Origin of the sequence: Actinoplanes sp. NPDC051851, from assembly GCF_040681165.1 — a bacterium.
GTDB lineage: Bacteria > Actinomycetota > Actinomycetes > Mycobacteriales > Micromonosporaceae > Actinoplanes.
Genome location: NZ_JBFAYF010000033.1, coordinates 12,868 through 29,303, shown reverse-complemented (window position 1 = coordinate 29,303; position 16,436 = coordinate 12,868). Strand labels below are relative to the sequence as shown.

Here is a 16,436-nt window from a genome sequence, read left to right as displayed (position 1 = left end):
GCCCACGGTTCGCCGCGCGCCGAACCGTCCCCGTCTCAGCGACCCAGGGCGCTGATCAGGGAGAGCAGCGCGGGGAGACCGCCCTGCTCCAGCTCCGGGGTGGGGAGCAGGGCCATCACCGGGACGGTCACGCCCGCGGTGGCGTACGCCCGGACGCGCTCCCGCACCTCGTCCGGTGACCCGTGGATCACCAGCTCGTCGACGAGCGAGTCCGGGATCGCCGTGAGGGCGCCCCGCCGGTCGCCGGCCGCCCACGCCGTCCACATCGGCGCGAGCACCTCGCCCCGGCCCAGCCAGCGGTGGAACGCGGCGTACGCCGGAACGGTCAGGTAGGAGGTGATCAGCCGGCGCCCCACGTTCCGCGCGTAGGCGGCGTCCCCGGTCGGCACCACGAAGATCCGCGCGGCCACGTCGAACCCGTCCGGCGCCCCCTTCGTCTCGGCCAGCGCCGTCGGCACATCCCCGGCGGAGAGCCAGTTCAGGATCACCCCGTCGGCCGCGGAGGCCGCCAGCCGCAGCATCCGGGGGCGCAGCGCCGCCAGCATGATCTGCGGCGGGACGGCCGGTGGGCGCTCCAGCCGGAAGCGCCGGACCGCGAACGTGGCGAACTCCCGGTCGACCACCTCGCCGGCGAGGGCCGCCCGGAGGAACTGCAGCACGTCGCGGCTGCGGGCGTACGGCTCGGTGAAGTCCACCGCGTTCCAGTCGCCGACGACGACCGGGGAGGACGCGCCGATGCCGAACTGGAAACGCCCCGGCGCGGCCTCGGCCAGGGCGGCGGCGGTCATCGCGAGCAGGCCGGGCCCGCGGGTGAAGACCGGGGCGATCGCGCTGCCCAGCCGGAGCCGGGGTTCCCACGCGGCGGCCAGGGTCAGCGGCGTGAAGGCGTCCGTGCCGTTCACCTCGGCGGACCAGACGTCGGTGAATCCCGCGTCCGCGATCGCTGAATAGACGGCGGCGTGCCCGGAGAGCGGGACGCCGCCGAGCGGCACGGTCATGCCCCATCGCATCGACATGCCCTTGATCCTGCCGGGCCACCGCGCGTGATGTCCACCACCCGGGGATAGCCCGCCGTCCGTACCCGGGTATGTTTTTGAACTGACCAGTCAGTCTAAATTCAGGAGCCTTCATGTCGGTGCTCATCGCGACCGGCGCCGGTGTGCGGCACCGTCGTCGCTGGCTGGTGCGCGACCTGGACCTGCGGGTCGAGCCGGGCGAGACGGTCGCGATCGCCGGGCCGCCGGGCAGCGGGCGGACCACGACGCTGCTCGCGCTCGCCGGCCGGATGCGCCTCAGCTCCGGCACGGTGACGGTCGAGGGTCGTGCCGCTCTCGGTCATGTGCCCGACGTGACCGATCCTGAACCCGTCTTCACGGTCGCCGAGCACGTCCGCGAACGCCTGGCGCTGCTCGGCCGCTCCCGTCGGGAGGCCTCCGCAGTCGACCTGCACGGCCTCGATCCTCGGGCGCGGGGACGGGACCTGTCGCCGTACCGGAAGCAGGTCCTGGGGTTGGTTCTGGCTGATCTGAACCGGCCGTCGGTGATCGCTCTCGACGGCCTCGACGCGGGTCTCGACGCGGCCGAGCAGGAGGCTCTCCGGCGGCTCATCGGCGGTTTCACCGCCAGGGGCGTCACCGTTCTGGCCACGGTTCGCGAGGCGCTTCCGGAGAGCGCCGATCAGATCGTTCACCTCGGGTACGGCGAAAGCCCGGACCCCGTGGCGAAAAGCGAACCGGAAGCCGACGAGGAACCGGAAGCCGACGAGGAACCGGAAGCCGACGAGGAACCGGAAGCCGACGAGGAACCGGAAGCCGACGAGGAAGAGGAGGCGGACCGGTGAGACTTCCGGCATTCGCACTGGCGGGGATGGAACTGCGGCGGTTCACGCGGAGCAGGCTGACCGTCGCCGCGGTCGCCACGCTCGCCGTCATCCCGCTGCTCTACGGAGCGCTGTACCTCTACGCGTTCTGGGACCCCTACGGCCACCTGAACCACATCCCCGCGGCCCTGGTCGTCGAGGACGAGGCCGCCACCGCCTCCGACGGGTCCACCGTGCACGCCGGGCGGGACCTGGCCGACGAGCTGATCGACCGGGAGGTCTTCGACTGGCACGTGGTCGACGCGGCCACCGCCCGGCGCGGCCTGGCCGACGGCGACTACCAGATCGAGCTGCGAATCCCCGCCGACTTCTCCACCCACCTGGCGACCGCACCGGACGAGGACGCGCTGGCGAAGTACGCGCAGCTCGACGCGGTCAGCGACGACTCCACCAACTACCTCTCCGGCGTCTTCGCGCGCACCGCCTTCGACGAGGTGCGCGCCGCGGCCTCGGCGAGCGCGTCCGCGAAGTACTTCGACCAGATGCTGATCGGGTTCACCGATCTGAAGGCGCAGACCGAGAAGGCGGCGGACGGCGCGGATCAGCTCACCGACGGCGCGACGACGCTGGCGAACGGCGCCGGGAGCCTGGCCGGTGGCATCGACGACGCGAAGAGCGGCGCGGGGCGGCTCGCGAGCAGGCTGGGCACCGCCGCGACCGGCGCCGACGAACTCGCGGACGGCCTGGAACAACTCGACGAGGGCGCCGCGCAACTGGCGTCCGGAACGGCGGAGGCGGCGACCGGCGGTCGGCAGCTCGCCACCGCGGTGGACGCGGCGGCGGACGAGATCGAGCCGGTGCTGCGGGAGAACGCCGCGACGATCGAGCAGGCCGCGACGCTGGTGGCGAAGGGCGCGGACGAGCTGGCGGAGAACATCGGCGCGATCGACACGGCCGCCGACCGTACCCTGAACGACGCCCGCAAGCTGCGCGCCTACCTGAACGGCCTCCCGGAGGACACCCCCGGTCTGGCCGAGGCGAAGCAGCTCGCCGCGCGCCTGGTGACCGATGCCGAACGCATCGAGGCCACCGTGGACGCCGCCGATCTGGACGGCCTCGAGGCACGGCTGCGGGAGGTGGCGTCGACCGCGCGGAAGGTGGCGGCCGCCGCGCCGCACCTCGCCGACGACGTGGCGAATGCCCGTGCCCGGGTCGACGAGCTCGCCGACGGCCTCGATGACCTGGCGACCGGCGCGAAGAAGCTGCACAGCGGCATCGGCGACGCCGCCGACGGCGCCACCGCGCTGAGCGACGGCGTCTACCGGCTGGCGACCGGCGCCCGGCAACTGGACGACGGCCTCGAGACGCTCTCCACCGGCGGCCACAAGCTCGCCGACGGCCTCACCGACCTGCGCGACGGCGCGTCCGAGCTGGCCACCAAGCTGGCCGACGGGGCCGAGGAGATCCCCGCCTACGACGACGCGGACACCCGCTCGGACGTGCTCGCCGACCCGGTCTCGCTGGACCGCGTGGTGAAGAACCCGGCCGGCACGTACGGCGTCGGCTTCGCACCGTACTTCCTGGCCCTCGCCCTCTGGGTGGGCGCGATGATCAACTACATGCTGCTGCGGCCGCTGAACCGCCGCTACCTGATGTCCGGCGCGCCCGGCTTCCGGGTCGCGCTCGCCGGCCTGCTGCCCGGCGTACTCATCGGCCTGGTCCAGGCGACCCTGCTCTACGCCGTGGTGACGCTCGCGCTCGGCCTCTCCCCGGTGCACCCGGTGGTCACCTGGGCGCTGCTCGCCGGCACGGCCGCGGTCTTCGCGGCGATCATGCAGCTGATCGGCGCGGCCCTCGGCGCACCCGGCCGGATCGTCGCGCTGGTCCTGCTGATGCTCCAGCTGACCTCCTCCGGAGGCACCTATCCGGTGGAGACCACGCCCTGGTTCTTCCAGGCGGTCCACCCGCTGCTTCCGATGACGTACGTCGTGCAGGCTCTTCGCCACGCCGTCGACGGCGGCGCGCCCGGGCCCGTGCTCCACGGCACGCTGCTGCTCGCCGCCTACGGCCTGACCGCGCTCCTGCTGACCGTCCTGCTCGCCGGCCGGAAGCGACGGCTGCGGACCGCGGACCTCCACCCCGAGCTGGTCCTTTAACCTGTGGCAATGACAGATGACCTGTGGAAATGACGGATGGTCGTGGTCGGCGGCGTGCGGACACCCGCCAGAAGCTCTACGAGGCGGCCGTGCAGCTCATCGCCGAGCAGGGTTTCTCCGCGACCACGGTGGACGACATCGCGCTGCGGGCCAAGGTCGCCAAGGGCACCGTCTACTACAACTTCAAGTCCAAGACGGATCTGTTCGAGGAGCTCCTCCGGCACGGCGTCGGCCTGCTGACCGAGGAGTTCCGGGCGGCGGTCGAGGGGCTGCCGCCCCGCGAGGCGGTCCGTGCCCTGGTCCGTGCCCAGCTGGAGTACATCCGGAAGTACCGGGCCTTCGCCCAGTTGCTGCTCTCCGAGATGTGGCGGACCAACCGCGAGTGGCAGCAGACCCTGGTCCTCCTCCGCGAGCAGGCGATCGGCGTGATCGCCGAGACGGTCCAGCTCGGCGTGGACTCCGGCGAACTCCCCGCCGACCTGGACGTCCGGGTGGCCTCCGCGGCCCTCTTCGGCGTCGGCCTGGTGGTGGCGGTCGACTGGCTGGTCTTCCAGCCCGACCGCCCCATCGAGGACGTCGAGGAGTCCCTGCTGGCCATCGTCCGCCGGGTCGCCTGACTATCCGGCCGTCTCCGTGGTGATCCACGCCAGGTAGGCCGGGTCGCCGGCGAGGATCGGGAGCAGGATGATCTCCGGGGTCTCGTAGCCGTGGTGGGCGCGGAGGTACTCCGCCAGGGCCGGGTACCGGTCGGTCGTGGTCTTGAGGGTGATCTGCCACTCCTCTGCGGTCTCCACGGCCCCCTCCCACCGGTAGGTGCTCCGGATCGGGCCGGAGACCTGGGCACAGGCGGCGAGACGGGCCTGCACCGCGCCACGGGCCAGGGCCTCGGCGACCTCCCGGGAGTCGATCGTGGTGACGGCCTGCGCGTGCCGGAAGTCGGTCATGACCCCATCATCGCCCGCCGCCGGTGTGCCGGCGGTCGACACGGCGTGGCATCGTCGCGGGCATGCCAGCGTGGAACGTCGACGAATGGCGGCGGCCCGGGCCCACCGACCGGCAGCGCCGCACGGATCTCGGGATCGGGGTGGCGCTCGCGGCGCTCGCCGTCCTCAACCTGTACGTGCTCCGCAGCACCGGGTACCTCGCCGGGGAGAGCGCACCGCGGGTCCCCGAGCAGATCCTCTGGGCGGTGGCGACCACGCTGCCGCTGGCCTGGCGCCGCCGCGCGCCGGAGGCGGTCGCCGTGGTGATCTCGGTGTTCTTCATCGCCGGCCAGGTCCGGGGGACCCAGGAGCAGCAGGTCACCTCGGCCGTCCTGTTCGCCGCGATCTACACGCTGGGCGCCTGGGGACCGGGCCGGCAGCGGGCCCGGACGATCCGGCTGGCGATCATCGCGGCGATGTTCGCCTGGCTGACCATCTCCTTCGTCCGGTCGCACGCCGAGATCACCATCACCGACGCCTCGGGGGAGCTGCCGGCCCTCTGGTCGCTGGTCTTCAACCTGTACCTGCAGAACGCGGTCTTCTTCGCCTTCGTCTACCTGATGGGCGACGCGGCGTGGCGCGGGGTGTGGCGGGAGCACCGGCTGGCCGAGCAGGCCGACGAGTTGCGGGCCGCCCAGGCGGTCGCGGCCGAGCAGGCGGTCCTCCAGGAACGGGTACGCATCGCCCGCGAGCTGCACGACGTCGTCGCGCACCACGTCTCGGTGATGGGCATCCAGGCCTCCGCGTGCCGCCGGGCGATGGTGAAGGACCCGCCGCGGGCGGTCATCGCGCTGACCGCGGTCGAGGAGGGCGCGCGGACCGCGGTGGACGAGCTCCGGCGGATGCTCGGCGCGCTGCGCGCCACGGGGGAGCCGCACGATCTCGGTGAGGCGGTCGCGGGGATCGACCGGCTCGCCGAGATCACCGAGCGGGCCGCCGAGGCGGGTCTCACGGTCCAGTTCGGGGTGTACGGCGATCCCGTCCCGCTGCCGGACTCGGTCTCCCGGGCGGCGTACCGGATAGTGCAGGAGGCGGTGACCAACACGCTCAAGCACGCCCGGGCGGGCTCTCTCGACGTGCGGGTCCGCTACCTCGCGGGCGAGCTGGAACTGGACGTGGCCGACGACGGGCGGGGACCGGCCGGCGGTCCGGGCGGGATGGGTCTGATCGGCATGCGCGAGCGGATCACCGTGCACGACGGGACGCTGGAGCACGGCGCGCGGTCCGGCGGCGGCTTCCGGGTCCGGGCCCGTCTCCCGTACGCCGCGGGGGTGGCCGCATGAGCATCCGGGTCCTCCTCGCGGACGACCACCAGCTGGTCCGCTCCGGCTTCCGGGTCATCCTCGAGATGGAGGACGACATCACCGTGGTCGGCGAGGCGGCCGACGGCGCGGCGGCGGTCGACCTGGCGCTGCGGCTGCGCCCCGACGTGGTGCTGATGGACGTCGAGATGCCCGGCGTGGACGGCCTGGAGGCGACCCGCCGGATCGTCGAGGGCGACGGGCCCTCGGTGCTGATCCTGACCACGTTCGACCGGGACGACTACCTGTTCGCCGCGCTCCAGGCCGGGGCCAGCGGATTCCTGCTGAAGAACGGCACACCGGAGGCGCTGACCGAGGCGGTCCGGGTGCTCGCCGCCGGGGATGCGCTGCTCGCCCCGGCGGTGACTCGCCGGGTGATCGCCGGGTTCAGCCGCCCGCGTCCCCGGGAGGCGCGGCGGCTCGACGAGCTCACGCCGCGGGAGCACGAGGTCCTGGTCCAGCTGGCCGGCGGGGCGACCAACGCGGAGATCGCGGTCGCGCTACACCTCGGCGAGACCACGGTGAAGACCCACGTGAGCCGGGTGCTGATGAAGCTCGGCGCGCGGGACCGGACCCGGGCGGTGGTTCTCGCGTACGAACTGGGGGTGGTCCGTCCGTCGCACGGAGGACCCGGGTAGGCCGCGTGCAGGACCCGGGTAGTCGTTCCGTGGTCTGACGACGCGGCCGGTCCGGAGGCCTAGCGTCGAGGCATGACAAACGTCCTGAACATCGACGCCGTCGATCGGTCGTTCGGCGACCGGCAGGTCCTCAAGGACGTCTCGTTCGCGGTGGAGTCCGGCCGGCTCACCGGCTTCGTCGGGGCGAACGGCGCCGGCAAGACCACCACCATGCGGATCATCCTCGGCGTGATCGCCCCGGACGCCGGCTCGCTGAGCTGGCACGGCGCCCCGCTGACCCGTGAGGTCCGGCAGCGCTTCGGCTACATGCCCGAGGAGCGCGGCCTCTATCCGAAGATGACGGTCGCCGACCAGATCGTCTACCTCGGCCGCCTGCACGGCCTGAGCGGCACGGACGCCCGCCGGCGCACCGGCGAGCTGCTGGACCGGCTGGAGCTGGGCGAGCGCGCCGGTGACCGGGTGGAGAAGCTCTCCCTCGGCAACCAGCAGCGGGTGCAGATCGCCGCCTCCCTGGTCCACGACCCCGAGCTGCTCGTCCTGGACGAGCCCTTCTCCGGCCTGGACCCGCTCGCCGTCGACACGGTGCTCGCCGTGCTCCGTGAGCGAGCCGCGGCCGGCACCGCGGTGCTCTTCTCCAGCCACCAGCTCGATCTGGTCGAGCGCCTCTGCGACGACCTGGTGATCATCGCGGGCGGCACCGTGCGGGCGGCCGGCAGCCGGTCGTCGCTGCGCGCCCGGCACACCCGTCCGCGCTACACCGTCGAGGTCGACGCGGACGCCGGCTGGCTGCGCGACGAGCCCGGCGTCACCCTGGTCGACCTGGACGGCCGCCGCGCCGTGGTCGAGCTCGACGAGGGCGCCGACGACCAGCTGATCCTCAAGGCCGCCCTGGCCCGCGGCCCGGTCCGCGCCTTCGCCCCGGTCCAGCCGTCGCTGGCCGAGATCTTCCGGGAGGTCATCCGATGACGACGTTCGAGGCCGCGCGACTGGTGGCGGCCCGGGAGATCCGGGTCAAGCTCCGCGACAAGGCGTTTCTCTACAGTACGGCGTTCTTCCTGGTCGTGGTCCTCGCCTCGATCGCGTTGCCGGCGATGTTCGACGGCGGGCCGACCCGGGTCGCGGTCGCCGATCCGGCCTCGGTCAGCGCCCTGCGCGCCGCCGGCCTGGAGGTGGTCGACGCCGCCGGCACCGCCGCGGCCGAGCGGCTGCTGCGCGACGGCGAGGTGGAGGCCGCCGTGGTGCCCGGCCCCGAGGTGCTCGCGATGGAGGACGCCCCGGACGACGTGGTCTCCGCGCTGAGCACCGCCCCACCGGTCCGGCTGCTCGACACGGACGCGCTCGACCCGTTCCTGGCCTTCATGGTGCCGACCGCCCTGGCCATGCTCTTCTTCCTGACGTCCTACATGTACGGCCTGCAGATCGCGCAGAGCGTCGTCGAGGAGAAGCAGACCCGGATCGTCGAGATCCTGGTCGCCAGCATCCCGGTCCGCGCCCTGCTGGCCGGCAAGGTCGCCGCGATGACGCTGCTCGCCTTCGGCCAGATCGCCCTGCTCGCCGCCGTCGCGATCGTCGGGATGACGGTCACCGGCGCCGACAACGGGGTCCTCGACGCGCTCGCCCCGGCCCTCGGCTGGTTCCTGCCCTTCTTCGTGCTGGGCTTCGTGATGCTGGCCGCGCTCTGGGCCGGCGTCGGCGCACTCGCCAGCCGCCAGGAGGAGATCGCCAACACGTCGACCCCGGTGCAGATGGCCGTGCTGATCCCGTTCTTCGCGGTCCTCACGCTGCGCGAGGACGACAGCGTGCTGCAGGTCCTCTCCTACATCCCGCTCTCCGCCCCGATCGCCATGCCGATCCGCATCTTCGACGGCACGGCCGCCGCCGGGGAGCCGTTCGCCGCCCTGGCACTGCTCGCCCTCTCGGCGGTGGCCCTGCTCTGGGTCGGCGCCCGCGTCTACCAGGGCTCCCTGCTCCGCACCAACGTCCGCACCTCCCTCACCGCCGCCTGGCGCCACACCTGACCCACCCGCCCCTACTCACGCACCGCCCGGGCTTGCGTGTTCCCTGCCCACGCACCGCCCGGGCTTGCGCGCGCTCTGCCCACGCACCGCCCGGGCTTGCGCGCGCTCTGCCCACGCACCGCCCGGGCTTGCGCGCTGTCCGGGCTCGTCTGCCGTCTGCCGTCTGCCGTCCGCCGCCGTCCGCGGCCGGTGCCCGCCGCCGGCTGCCCGGGACTGCCCGGGAAACGGTGTAAACGGCACCGCATCGATCGCGGAGTGCCAGGTCGACGCCTTCCGCGCACCGCCGTCACGGCGATCGGTGGACAGTCCCGGCTGCCCGGGTATGTGTTTCTTCTCGAGTGAGCGGCAGAGCCGTCCGCTGGGAAACCGTCGGCTAGCGGAGAACGTCGGCCGACCGGGAGTCCGATCGTGGCGCCGGGTGCTCGAACTTGGGGGTGCTGGTCGATCGTGTGCGCCCACGGCCCGGTCGGTGGCGTTTGGGTGTGCGTGTCGCCCGGTCCGTGCTGTTTGTGTGTGCGCTCGTTCCGCGCTGTTTGTGTGTGCGCTCGTTCCGCACCGAAGAAGCCGGCAGGGGTGGGGTGTGGCGGTGTGGGTGGCGGACTAGGTGGGCGGGTGGACGGGGGAGTCCGGGATGGGCTGGCGGGGGAGGGTGCGCGTGGGGATGGAGGCGTCCTCGTCGGGGGTGAGGGTGCCGCCCAGGGACAGGATGCGGTGGTGGGCCGCGGCCAGGCGGTCCTCCAGGGTGACGACGCGGACGGCGGCGGTCAGCAGGAAGCCCTCGTCGAGGAGGACGCGGACGCGGGCGGCCAGGGTGAGCTGGTGCCGGGAGTAGCGCCGGTGGCCGCCGAGGGAGCGCTCCGGCTCGATCAGGCCGGTGTCGTCGAGGGAGCGGAGGAAGGCCTGGGTGACGCCGATCAGCTCGGCCGCACGGCCCATGGAGTATGCAGGAGCGTCATTTTCGCCTGATAAATCCGGCATAGTGCCTTTCGGGGCAATGCGGTGCGGTATCAGGGGTTCCGCCCGGACCGGCCGCTACGAGAGACAGGCCAGGGCCCCGGCGGGTAACCGGGGCCCTGGCTTTTCAATTCTGGTGCCGATCTCAGTCGGCGCATGTGGTCGACCGGCTGCGTGCCGCTAGCGGTCGACCGGAGTGATGGGCATCGGCTGCGATCACCTCTCGTCGGGTCGGGGACGTCGTGATTTCGCGTTGCTGCGGTATCTCGGTCCTCCTATCCAACTCAGCGACAGTGCCAGTTGCGATGCCGGCCGGAGCCGACAGGACAAAGATATGCCCTCGTCGAGCGGATTTCTAGACTCGCCGCTGTAGATTTTTTAGGCGACAACCGTGGTGAGCTGGGAAAACAGTCGTTGCCGTGAATGTTTAGGTGCGGCGGTGCGGGGCGGGCGCTGCGCGATCCACCGTGTCGGGAACGCGCTGCGGGAAGAGAGAGGTGACCGCGCCCCGCACCGCCGCGGGGGTGTTGCCGTCAGCGTCCTGCCGAGGGGATCGCTGAGTCCAGGTTCGCACCGGGCGGGGAGAGCGGCAACGCAATTAACCGCGGTCATTGACGCCCGTCACGGGGCGGGGAGATCATCACGACATCCGTGTCTCAGGTCACACCCTTCAGGGAAGGGAGCGTCCATCATGAGTACCGACGAGGAACGACTCGCCCAACTCGGGTACAAACAGGAGCTTCACCGCAGGCTCTCCGGCTTCTCCAACTTCGCCGTCTCCTTCTCGATCATCTCGATTCTGGCCGGCGCGATCACCTCGTACGGGATCGCCATGATCGCCGGTGGGCCGGCCGCCATCACCCTCGGCTGGCTCTTCGTCGGTGTCATGGTGACCTTCGTGGCGCTCGCGATGGCCGAGGTCTGCTCCGCCTATCCGACCGCCGGCGCGCTCTACTGGTGGGCCGCGGCGCTGGCCAAACGGAACAAGGCCGCCTGGGCCTGGTTCATCGGCTGGTTCAACTTCCTCGGCGAGGTCGCGGTCACCGCCGCCATCGACTTCGGCGCGGCGATCACCACGGCGGCCTTCCTCGGGCTGACCGTCGACATGGAGGTCACCCCGGGCCGGACCTTCCTGATCTTCCTGGTCATCATCGTGGCGCACGGGCTGCTCAACACGTTCGGCGTGAACCTCGTCCGGGTGCTCTCCGACGTGAGCGCCTGGTGGCACCTGATCGGCGTCGCGGTGATCGTGGTGCTGCTCGCCGTCCTGCCGGATGCGCACAAGCCGGTCTCCGAGGTGTTCTTCGAGGTACGCAACGCGACCGGGTTCACCTTCACCGGGGCGGGCGTGTACGCGGTCCTGATCGGGCTGCTGATGGCGCAGTACACCTACACCGGGTACGACGCCTCGGCCCACGTCGCCGAGGAGACCCACGACGCCGCCAACGCCGCTCCCCGGGGCATCGTGATGTCGGTGGTGGTCTCGGTGCTCGCCGGGTTCGTGCTGCTCTTCGCGATCACCTGGTCCATCCAGGACTACGACGCCGAGATGCTCACCCCGCTGGCCCTGCCGCCGGCGCAGATCTTCATCGACGCGGCGGGGCACGACGTGGGTGCGTTCCTGCTCTTCATCTGCATGATCGCGCAGTGGTTCTGCGGGATGGCCTCGGTCACCGCGAACTCCCGGATGTCGTACGCGTTCGCCCGCGACGGCGCGCTGCCCGGCTCGCGGCTCTGGAAGCAGGTCAACCCGCGGACCGGTACGCCGACCAACTCGATCTGGCTCTGCGTGACGATCTCCACGATCCTGGTGCTGCCCTCGCTCTGGAACACCACGGCGTACCTGGCGGCCACCTCGATCGCGGTGATCGGCCTCTACATCGCGTACGTCGGCCCGGTCTTCCTGCGCCGCCGTGACCGCGGTTTCCAGGCCGGCCCGTGGAACCTGGGCCGGTGGAGCGCGCCGGTCGGGTGGATCGCCATCGTCTGGGTGATCATCATCTGTGTGCTGTTCGTGCTCCCCACGGCGGGCCCGATCACCGCGAAGAACTTCAACTACACCATCGTCGCGGTCGCCTTCGTGGTCGGAGGTGCCACGATCTGGTGGTTCGCCGGTGCACGCAGGTGGTTCACCGGCCCTCGGCAGAACGTGCTCGAAGACTCGAAGAGTTAGGAAGCCCGGTATGGACCTGGAGGACCTCGACGTCGCGATCGGCTCCGGCTCGATCGACACCGTGGTGCTGGCACTCACCGACATGCAGGGCCGTCTGCAGGGCAAACGCCTGCACGGCCGGTACTTCATGGACGAGGTGGCGAGCGGCGGCAGTGAGGGGTGCAACTACCTGCTCGCGGTCGACGTCGACATGAACACCGTCGACGGGTACGCGATGTCCTCCTGGTCGACCGGGTACGGCGACTTCGTGATGCGGCCGGACTTCGGCACGCTGCGGCCGGTGCCGTGGCAGCCGGGGACCGCCCTGGTGCTGGCCGATCTCTTCGACACCGCGGGGGCGCCGGTGCCGGCGTCACCACGGCAGATCCTGCGCCGCCAGCTGGACCGGCTGGCGGCGCACGGGCTGACCGCTTTCGCCGGTACCGAGCTGGAGTTCATCCTCTACCGGGACACGTACGAGGAAGCGCATGTAAAGGGTTTTAAAGATCTTACCCCGGCGAATCAGTACAACGTGGACTACTCGCTGCTCGGCACGGCACGCGTGGAGCCGCTGCTGCGCCGGATCCGTAACGACATGTACGGCGCCGGCCTGCTCCCGGAGAGCGCCAAGGGCGAGTGCAATCTCGGTCAGCACGAGATCGCCTTCCGCTACGCCGACGCACTGACCAGCGCCGACAACCACGTGATCTACAAGAACGGGGCCAAGGAGATCGCCGCGCAGGAGGGGATGGCGCTCACCTTCATGGCCAAGCCCAACGAGCGCGAGGGCAACTCCTGCCACATCCACTTCTCGCTGCGCGGAGAGGACGGACGGTCGGCGATGCTGGGTGAGGGCGAAGGCGCGGGCCCGGCGCACCTCAGCGTGACCGGGCAGCGGGTGCTCGCCGGGCTGCTCGCCACCATGCGCGAGTTCAGCCTGCTCTTCGCGCCGAACGTCAACTCCTACAAGCGGTACCAGCCGGGGTCGTTCGCGCCGACCGCGCTGCGCTGGGGCGTGGACAACCGGACCTGCGCGCTGCGGATCGCCGGGCACGGGCAGGGCATGCGGGTGGAGAACCGGGTGCCGGGCGGGGACGTCAACCCCTACCTGGCGATCGCCGCGCTGGTGGCGGGTGCCCTGCACGGCATCGAGAGTGAATTGTCCCTCGAAGAGGAATTCGTGGGGAACGCCTATCAGGATGCGACGGCGGGGCGGGTGCCGAGCACTCTTCGCGAGGCGACGGACCTCTGGGCGGCTTCTTCCGCCGCGGAGAGCGCGTTCGGGGCCGATGTGGTGGCGCACTACGCGAACATGGGGCGGGTGGAGCTGGCGGCCTTCGACGCGGCGGTGACCGATTGGGAACTACGTCGTGGATTCGAGCGCCTCTGAGTGTGAGGATCTTGGCGTGGGGACTACTGACGTCATCAATCCGGCGACCGGTTCGGTGTTCACGACCGTACCCTCGCTGGATCTCGCCGCGACCGACGCGGCGATCGACCGTGCCCGGAAGGCCTTCCCGGCCTGGCGTGATCTCGCGCCCGGTGACCGGGCGCGGCTGTTGCGCCGCTTCGCGGCGGTGGTCGAGGAGAACCTCGAAGATCTCGCCCTTCTCGAGGTACGCAACGCGGGGCACACGATCGGCAACGCGCGCTGGGAGGCGGGCAACGTCCGGGACGTGCTGAACTACTACGCCGGCGCGCCCGAGCGTCTCGCCGGGCGGCAGATACCGGTGCCCGGCGGCCTCGACGTGACCTTCCACGAGCCGCTCGGCGTGGTCGGGATCATCGTGCCGTGGAACTTCCCGATGCCGATCGCCGGCTGGGGCTTCGCGCCCGCGCTGGCCGCCGGCAACACGGTGGTGCTGAAGCCGGCCGAGCTGACCCCGCTGACCGCGATCCGCCTCGGCGAACTGGCCCTGGAGGCGGGCCTGCCGGAGGACGTCTTCCAGGTGCTGCCGGGGAAGGGCAGCGTGGTGGGGCAGCGGTTCGTGACCCACCCGGCGGTGCGCAAGGTCTGCTTCACCGGCTCCACCGAGGTGGGCAAGTCGATCATGGCGGGCTGCGCCGACCAGGTGAAGCGGGTGACGCTGGAGCTGGGCGGCAAGAGCGCCAACATCGTCTTCGCCGACGCGGACCTGGAAGCCGCTGCCGCCGCCGCTCCCGGGGCGGTCTTCGACAACGCGGGCCAGGACTGCTGCGCCCGGTCGCGGCTCCTCGTCGAGGCCTCGGTCTATGACAGGTTCCTGGCGCTGCTGGAGCCGGCCGTCAAGAAATTTCGGGTATTGGACCCTTCTGACGATAAGTCCGAAATGGGTCCGCTGATCTCTTCCGGCCAACGCTCGTCGGTCTCGGGATTTCTGGAGGGCGCCGACGTCGCATTCCAGGGCGCCTCGCCGGACGCGGACGGCTGGTGGTTCCCGCCCACGGTCCTGTTGGCGCGGTCCACAACCGACCGGCACTGGCGGGAGGAGATCTTCGGGCCGGTGGTCAGTGTCCTGCCGTTCCGGGACGAGGCGGAGGCGGTCCGCCTCGCCAACGACACCGAGTACGGCCTCTCCGGCTCGCTCTGGACCCGCGACGTGGGCCGGGCGCTGCGGGTGTCGCGCGCGGTGGAGAGCGGCGCGCTCAGCGTCAACAGCAACTCGTCGGTGCGCTACTGGACCCCGTTCGGCGGGATGAAGCAGTCCGGCCTCGGCCGTGAGCTGGGCCCGGACGCACTGCTGTCGTTCACCGATGTCAAGAACGTGTTCATCTCGATGGGGGCTTGAGTGGAGCGCTTGCAGGACCGGATCGCCGTCATCACCGGCGCCGGCAGCGGTATCGGGCTGGCCACCGCCCGGCGGTTCGCCGCCGAGGGCGCGAAGGTCGTCGCCGTGGACATCTCCGAGGAGGCCGGCAAGGCGGTCGCGGCCGAGGTCGGCGGCGAGTTCGTGGCCTGCGACGTCAGCGACGAGGAGCAGGTCAAGGCGCTCTTCGACGGGGTCGCCGCGCGGCACGGCCGGGTCGACATCGCCTTCAACAACGCCGGCATCTCGCCGCCGGACGACGACTCGATCCTGGTGACCGGGCTGGACGCGTGGGAGCGGGTCCTCAAGGTCAACACCACCAGCGTCTTCTTCTGCTGCAAGTACGCCATCCCGCACATGCAGAGGCAGGGCAAGGGCTCGATCATCAACACCGCCTCGTTCGTGGCCCTGCTCGGCGCGGCGACCTCGCAGATCGCGTACACCGCGAGCAAGGGCGGGGTGCTGGCGATGACCCGGGAGCTGGGCGTGCAGTTCGCCCGGGAGGGCATCCGGATCAACGCGCTCTGCCCCGGCCCGGTCGCCACCCCGCTGCTGATGGAGCTCTTCGCCAAGGACCCGGAGCGGGCCGCCCGTCGCCTGGTGCACGTGCCGATGGGCCGGTTCGCCGAGCCCGACGAGATCGCCGCCGCGGTCGCCTTCCTGGCCAGCGACGACGCCTCGTTCATGACCGCCGCGCAGTTCGTCGTCGACGGCGGGATCACCGGTGCTTACGTAACGCCCCTCTGATCTGTTTAAGTCCTGTCAAGCTGGGTTAAGGATTTCGTACACCCACAGGGGCCGAATCCCCGCTCTCGCGGGTTCGATCCTCGCGGGGGTGGGACAGATGGGCCCGTCGCGCGGCGCCGGAGACCTCCGGCGCCGCGCGCCTGTGCGACGACGACGGCCGAGGGCTGACTACGGTGGTGCGATGCGTCCGATCATCGGGATGACGACCTACGTGATGCCCGCCTCCTGGGGCGTCTGGCACGATCTCCCCACCACCCTCCTCCCGTACGACTACACCGAGGCCGTCCGGCTCGCGGGCGGCCGCGTGGTGCTGCTGCCCCCCGACGAGCGGGACGCCGATGTGCTCGGCGCGCTGGACGGCATCGTCTTCACCGGCGGCCCGGACATCGGCCCGTCCTGCTACGGCGCGCAGCCGGCTCCGGAGACCGTGACCCACCCGGAGCGGGACGCCGGCGAGCTGACCCTGATGCGCGCCGCGCTCGACCGGGACATGCCGGTGCTCGGCGTCTGCCGCGGCATGCAACTGCTCGTCGCGGTCCAGGGCGGCACGCTGCACCAGCACCTACCCGACGTCCTCGGCCACGAGAGGCACCGCCCGGCTCCCGCGGTGTACGGCGCGCACGAGGCGGTCTTCACCCCCGGCAGCCGGATCGCCGGGCTGCTGGGCGAGGAGGCGACCATCAACTGCTACCACCACCAGGGCGTCGCCGACCCCGGGAAGCTCGTCGTCACCGGTCGTGCCGCGGACGGCCTGCCCGAGGCGGTCGAGGCGCCGGACCACCGGTTCGTCCTCGGTGTCCAGTGGCATCCCGAGGTCTCCCGCGACGACCGGCGGCTCTTCGGCGCCCTGGTGGAGTCGGCCCGAGACAGGAGCTGAAGGAG

Annotated in this window: 15 protein-coding genes; 12 read left to right on the top strand and 3 right to left on the bottom strand. The window is 71.4% G+C overall.

The window, feature by feature from the left end:
• Positions 1-35: 35 nt before the first annotated feature.
• Positions 36-998, bottom strand: coding sequence for an LLM class F420-dependent oxidoreductase (locus tag AB0M08_RS27995; protein WP_364499445.1), 963 nt, complete (start codon positions 996-998; stop codon positions 36-38).
• 131 nt (positions 999-1,129) lie between these two features.
• Here AB0M08_RS27995 and AB0M08_RS27990 point away from each other — a divergent pair, with 131 nt between their 5' ends.
• From AB0M08_RS27990 to AB0M08_RS27980, 3 genes are read left to right on the top strand one after another with little or no spacing between them, the layout of a single operon-like run.
• Positions 1,130-1,840 carry an ATP-binding cassette domain-containing protein gene (locus tag AB0M08_RS27990; protein ID WP_364499247.1) on the top strand — a complete coding sequence of 237 codons (711 nt, stop codon included), beginning with the start codon at positions 1,130-1,132 and terminating at the stop codon, positions 1,838-1,840.
• The gene (locus tag AB0M08_RS27985; RefSeq protein ID WP_364499246.1) at positions 1,837-3,975 is read left to right on the top strand and encodes a YhgE/Pip domain-containing protein; all 2,139 of its coding nucleotides are present in this window, start codon (positions 1,837-1,839) and stop codon (positions 3,973-3,975) included. Before AB0M08_RS27990 ends, AB0M08_RS27985 begins: the two co-directional genes overlap by 4 nt.
• A gap of 29 nt (positions 3,976-4,004) precedes the next feature.
• Positions 4,005-4,592, top strand: coding sequence for a TetR family transcriptional regulator (locus AB0M08_RS27980; protein ID WP_364499244.1), 588 nt, complete (start codon positions 4,005-4,007; stop codon positions 4,590-4,592).
• Here AB0M08_RS27980 and cutA read toward each other — a convergent pair whose 3' ends face one another.
• A complete protein-coding gene (cutA, locus tag AB0M08_RS27975) occupies positions 4,593-4,919 on the bottom strand; it encodes a divalent-cation tolerance protein CutA (RefSeq protein WP_364499242.1) in 327 nt (108 codons plus the stop codon).
• A gap of 62 nt (positions 4,920-4,981) precedes the next feature.
• Between cutA and AB0M08_RS27970 the strand changes: the two genes are divergently transcribed.
• From AB0M08_RS27970 to AB0M08_RS27955, 4 genes are all read left to right on the top strand, one after another.
• The gene (locus tag AB0M08_RS27970) at positions 4,982-6,241 is read left to right on the top strand and encodes a histidine kinase (RefSeq protein WP_364499241.1); all 1,260 of its coding nucleotides are present in this window, start codon (positions 4,982-4,984) and stop codon (positions 6,239-6,241) included.
• On the top strand, positions 6,238-6,897 hold the full coding sequence (locus tag AB0M08_RS27965) for a response regulator transcription factor (RefSeq protein ID WP_364499239.1): 660 nt from the start codon (positions 6,238-6,240) through the stop codon (positions 6,895-6,897). Before AB0M08_RS27970 ends, AB0M08_RS27965 begins: the two co-directional genes overlap by 4 nt.
• A gap of 72 nt (positions 6,898-6,969) precedes the next feature.
• Entirely contained in the window at positions 6,970-7,863 is an 894-nt protein-coding gene (locus AB0M08_RS27960; RefSeq protein ID WP_364499237.1) for an ATP-binding cassette domain-containing protein, read from the top strand.
• Positions 7,860-8,915, top strand: a complete 1,056-nt coding sequence (locus tag AB0M08_RS27955) for an ABC transporter permease (RefSeq protein WP_364499235.1) — start codon at positions 7,860-7,862, stop codon at positions 8,913-8,915. Before AB0M08_RS27960 ends, AB0M08_RS27955 begins: the two co-directional genes overlap by 4 nt.
• A gap of 600 nt (positions 8,916-9,515) precedes the next feature.
• On the opposite strand, the gene AB0M08_RS27950 is transcribed toward AB0M08_RS27955, so the two are convergent.
• Positions 9,516-9,851: a MerR family transcriptional regulator gene (locus tag AB0M08_RS27950; protein ID WP_364499234.1), complete on the bottom strand. Its 336-nt coding sequence runs from the start codon at positions 9,849-9,851 to the stop codon at positions 9,516-9,518.
• Between the two features lie 709 nt (positions 9,852-10,560).
• Between AB0M08_RS27950 and AB0M08_RS27945 the strand changes: the two genes are divergently transcribed.
• From AB0M08_RS27945 to AB0M08_RS27925, 5 genes are all read left to right on the top strand, one after another.
• Positions 10,561-12,042, top strand: a complete 1,482-nt coding sequence (locus AB0M08_RS27945; RefSeq protein ID WP_364499232.1) for an amino acid permease — start codon at positions 10,561-10,563, stop codon at positions 12,040-12,042.
• A gap of 10 nt (positions 12,043-12,052) precedes the next feature.
• On the top strand, positions 12,053-13,411 hold the full coding sequence (locus AB0M08_RS27940) for a glutamine synthetase family protein (RefSeq protein ID WP_364499229.1): 1,359 nt from the start codon (positions 12,053-12,055) through the stop codon (positions 13,409-13,411).
• A gap of 16 nt (positions 13,412-13,427) precedes the next feature.
• A complete protein-coding gene (locus tag AB0M08_RS27935) occupies positions 13,428-14,789 on the top strand; it encodes an aldehyde dehydrogenase family protein (protein ID WP_364499226.1) in 1,362 nt (453 codons plus the stop codon).
• Entirely contained in the window at positions 14,790-15,554 is a 765-nt protein-coding gene (locus AB0M08_RS27930; protein ID WP_364499224.1) for a 3-oxoacyl-ACP reductase, read from the top strand.
• A gap of 181 nt (positions 15,555-15,735) precedes the next feature.
• The gene (locus AB0M08_RS27925; protein WP_364499221.1) at positions 15,736-16,431 is read left to right on the top strand and encodes a gamma-glutamyl-gamma-aminobutyrate hydrolase family protein; all 696 of its coding nucleotides are present in this window, start codon (positions 15,736-15,738) and stop codon (positions 16,429-16,431) included.
• The last annotated feature ends 5 nt before the right edge of the window (positions 16,432-16,436 follow it).